This window comes from Pseudomonas sp. (assembly GCF_026224925.1).
Taxonomy (GTDB): Bacteria; Pseudomonadota; Gammaproteobacteria; order Pseudomonadales; family Pseudomonadaceae; genus Aquipseudomonas.
Genome location: NZ_JAMFRV010000162.1, coordinates 1 through 3,486, shown reverse-complemented (window position 1 = coordinate 3,486; position 3,486 = coordinate 1). Strand labels below are relative to the sequence as shown.

5 protein-coding genes and 1 riboswitch are annotated in these 3,486 nt (G+C 56.7%); of the genes, 3 read left to right on the top strand and 2 right to left on the bottom strand.

The features are described from left to right. Together M0974_RS06965 and nfuA are read left to right on the top strand one after the other, a co-directional pair. Window positions 1-299 (top strand): acyltransferase family protein (locus M0974_RS06965; RefSeq protein ID WP_367278970.1); only part of this gene is annotated, 299 nt, incomplete at its 5' end. A 58-nt stretch (window positions 300-357) separates the two neighbouring features. Further along, the gene (nfuA, locus tag M0974_RS06960; RefSeq protein ID WP_297834485.1) at window positions 358-951 is read left to right on the top strand and encodes a Fe-S biogenesis protein NfuA; all 594 of its coding nucleotides are present in this window, start codon (window positions 358-360) and stop codon (window positions 949-951) included. Between the two features lie 97 nt (window positions 952-1,048). Here the strand turns inward: nfuA and cobM are convergent, their stop codons facing one another. Beyond that, window positions 1,049-1,795: a precorrin-4 C(11)-methyltransferase gene (gene cobM / locus M0974_RS06955; protein ID WP_297834482.1), complete on the bottom strand. Its 747-nt coding sequence runs from the start codon at window positions 1,793-1,795 to the stop codon at window positions 1,049-1,051. 62 nt (window positions 1,796-1,857) lie between these two features. Next, a complete protein-coding gene (locus tag M0974_RS06950; RefSeq protein WP_297834479.1) occupies window positions 1,858-2,268 on the bottom strand; it encodes a cobalamin biosynthesis protein in 411 nt (136 codons plus the stop codon). Between the two features lie 114 nt (window positions 2,269-2,382). Then, window positions 2,383-2,610, top strand: a riboswitch (cobalamin riboswitch). Window positions 2,611-2,708: 98 nt separating this feature from the next. On the opposite strand from M0974_RS06950, the gene cobW reads away from it, so the two are divergent. Beyond that, window positions 2,709-3,486 (top strand): cobalamin biosynthesis protein CobW (cobW, locus tag M0974_RS06945; protein ID WP_297834488.1); only part of this gene is annotated, 778 nt, incomplete at its 3' end.

Here is a 3,486-nt window from a genome sequence, read left to right as displayed (position 1 = left end):
TCGCCTGCATATCCCTGGAACCGTACTTCAAGGGCAATCGCTTGCTAAAAGCCATGGGCGACTGTTCGTATTCGGTGTATTTGCTGCATGTCTTGGTGCTATACGGCGGCTGGCTGGCTTCCGAGCGTTATGGACTCAATCCCTACGCCGTGTTTGCGGTCTGTGTCCCGGTGATTGGCTTCGGTGCCTGGGTCAGTTATGAATGGATCGAAAAAGGGCTTTATCGTCGTCTTAAAAGTTGGCTTGATCAGCGCCGAGAGGAAAAGGCTGAGGTGTCTCTTTCCCGACAAAATTACTAGGACTTTGTGCGTCGCGAATGATTGGCGTAAACTGCTGCCACGTCTGCGAGGAATTTTCATGACCGCTATTACTATTACCGATGCTGCCCACGACTATCTGGCCGATCTGCTTGAAAAGCAAAACGCCCCGGGCATCGGCATCCGCGTGTTTATTACCCAGCCTGGCACCCAATATGCTGAAACCTGCATTGCTTATTGCAAGCCGGGCGAAGAGAAGCCTGAAGACAAGGCCATCGGCCTGAAAAGCTTTACTGCCTGGATTGATAACTTCAGCGAAGCTTTTCTTGACGATGCCGTTGTCGATTACGCCACTGATCGCATGGGCGGCCAACTGACCATCAAGGCGCCAAACGCCAAAGTACCAATGGTCAATGCTGACAGCCCGATCAACGAGCGCATCAACTATTACCTGCAAACCGAAATCAATCCGGGTCTTGCCAGTCATGGCGGCCAGGTGACGTTGATCGATGTGGTCGAAGAAAACGAAGAAAACATCGCGGTGCTGCAATTCGGCGGCGGCTGCCAAGGCTGCGGCCAGGCTGACGTTACCTTGAGAGAAGGGATCGAGCGCACACTGCTCGAGCGTATTCCTGAGCTCAAAGGCGTTCGTGACGTCACCGACCATACGCAAAAAGAGCACGCCTACTACTAAGGCTGCTGACTGAAAAAAATGCCCCGACTGGTTCGGGGTATTTTTTTGTGTTGGGTTTCAAGTCAAGTGAAGGCTATGGTTTGCCGCTAGACCGCGTTTAAGGCCGAAACACGTGTGCATGCCCCGCACGGTACAACGACGATTCGGCGAAGCTGTCACTGGCCAGTACTTGGCCCACCAGAATCAACGCAGTCCGGCGAAAGCCTTTGGCCTGCACCTTCTCTTCGATATCTGCCAGTGTGCCCACCACCCAGTCCTGATCCGGCCAACTAGCCCGATGGACCACGGCAATCGGGCAATCTGCGCCGTAGTGCGGGACCAGTTCAGCGACGATTTTGTGCAGGTTGTTAACGCCGAGGTGGATCGCCATGGTCGCCCGGTGTTGTGCCAGGCTGGCCAACTCCTCGCCTGCTGGCATCGACGTTTTGTCCGCGTAGCGGGTGAGGATCACACTTTGCGAGATATCCGGCAGGGTCAGCTCTACGCCTAACAGCGCGGCGCATGCGGCAGTGGCAGTAACACCGGGGATGATTTCAAACGGGATATTCAGCTCACGCAAGTGGCGAATCTGTTCGCCAATCGCGCCATACAGGCTCGGATCGCCTGAGTGAACCCGGGCCACGTCTTGGCCCTGTTCATGAGCGCTTTTCATCAGTGCGATGATCTGCTCCAGGTGCAATTGAGCACTGTTCACCACCTGCAGCGCCTGATGTCCCTCCAGAACCGCCATGGGTACCAACGACCCGGCGTAGATAATCACTGGGCAACTGCGGATCAAACGTTGGCCTTTGACCGTGATCAGCTCCGGGTCGCCGGGGCCTGCGCCGATGAAAAAAACGGTCATGGTTGCTCCTGAAGCTACAAATGAGGCTGCTAAATAGGCAGTGAAATAAAACGCGAGGGGGATTATCGACGATTAGGCACGTCGCCAGCCAAGGCAAATGTTGCGTACTGATTTTTTTGCCGATTGATTAGCAGTTTTACTGGGCGCCCGGCAAGGCGTTGGGCCAAGGCCAAGGCGGCACTTTCGGCTACGCCATGGCAGCCGGTGTGCGCAAATGCCAGCGCCGAGCGGTGACTGAGCAGCGCTTCAACATCGGCCAGTTCGGCTGCACTAAGAAACACCAGCGGCAGATTTAACTGCACAGCGAGTTCCAGCAGTCCCGGCTCGGTGCTTTTGTGGTCTATGGAGGCGAGGGCAGTGATGGCGTCAATGGCCACGCCGTGGGCCTGAAGGTTCTGCTCGATCAGTTCACGTAAGAGATTGGCGGTACAGCCGCGCTGGCAGCCAAGACCCACCACCAGAGTTGTCGACATGTTGCGGCCTCCACGGTCCCGGAAAAACCAGGAAGGAGAGCACGGCCATGCGCGCATCGTCAATCATTGGACTTCTCAGATTCAGCTGGTGATTGACCTGTATCGGGTCACTGCGTAGCCTTGTGCGCTTGAGGTTCTCCGGCTGTGGTCGGAGCTAAGAAGGGAACGCGGTTGATGCCGCGGCTGCCCCCGCAACTGTAAACGGTCATGTTTGTTGCACAGCCACTGCGATTGCCACTGTGCAAGCGTGGGAAGGCGCAATAAACGCGAGCACGATGTCTCCATGAGGCCGTCGACTTGCTGCCGTAAGCCAGGAGACCTGCCTCGAACACAGAATTCTCACTACAACCGGGCGGGGTGATCCGGTGGCGAATTGATCCGCATGCATGCGCTACGCGGTTCTCGTCCCGCTTGCCCGCCGCTTTGCCAAAGGGCATCCGATGAAAACACTGGCCAAACTTCCCGTCACCATCGTTACCGGCTTCCTCGGTTCGGGCAAAACCACCTTGCTGCGGCACATGCTCGATAACGCTGATGGTCGGCGTATCGCTGTGATCGTCAACGAATTTGGCGAGCTGGGTATCGACGGCGAAATCCTCAAACAATGCACCATTGGCTGCACCGAAGAAGAAGCCAATGGCCGGATCTTCGAGCTGGCCAACGGCTGCTTGTGCTGCACGGTTCAGGAAGAATTCTTTCCGGTAATGCGCGAGCTGGTGGCTCGCCGTGGCGATCTGGATCATATCCTCATCGAAACATCAGGCCTCGCACTACCAAAGCCACTGGTTCAGGCCTTTCAATGGCCGGAAATTCGCAATGCCTGTACGGTTGATGCAGTCATCACCGTGGTAGACAGCCCTGCGGTATTGGCGGGAACCTTCGCAGCCTTCCCGGATCAAGTCGATGCCCAGCGCAAGCTCGATCCGAACCTGGACCACGAGTCGCCTCTGCACGAGCTGTTCGCCGATCAACTGTCGAGCGCCGATCTGGTCATCCTCAATAAAGCCGACAAGATGGACGCAGCCGGTTTGGCCGCTGTTCGCGCCGAAGTCTCGGAAGAGTTGCCGCCTGCGGTCAAAGTGATCGAAGCCAGCAATGGTCGTTTGCCGATCAGCGTATTGCTGGGCCTGGGCGCCGAGTCCGAGCTGCACATCGACGGTCGTCACAGCCACCACGACTCCCATGAAGGCGAAGACCATGCCGATCATGATCACGACG

What these genes read in the sequence shown, in the direction of transcription:
- nfuA (WP_297834485.1), top strand. Translation starts at nt 358, where the DNA reads ATGACCGCTATTACTATTACCGATGCTGCCCACGACTATCTGGCCGAT.
- M0974_RS06950 (WP_297834479.1), bottom strand. Translation starts at nt 2,268, where the DNA reads ATGTCGACAACTCTGGTGGTGGGTCTTGGCTGCCAGCGCGGCTGTACC.
- cobM (WP_297834482.1), bottom strand. Translation starts at nt 1,795, where the DNA reads ATGACCGTTTTTTTCATCGGCGCAGGCCCCGGCGACCCGGAGCTGATC.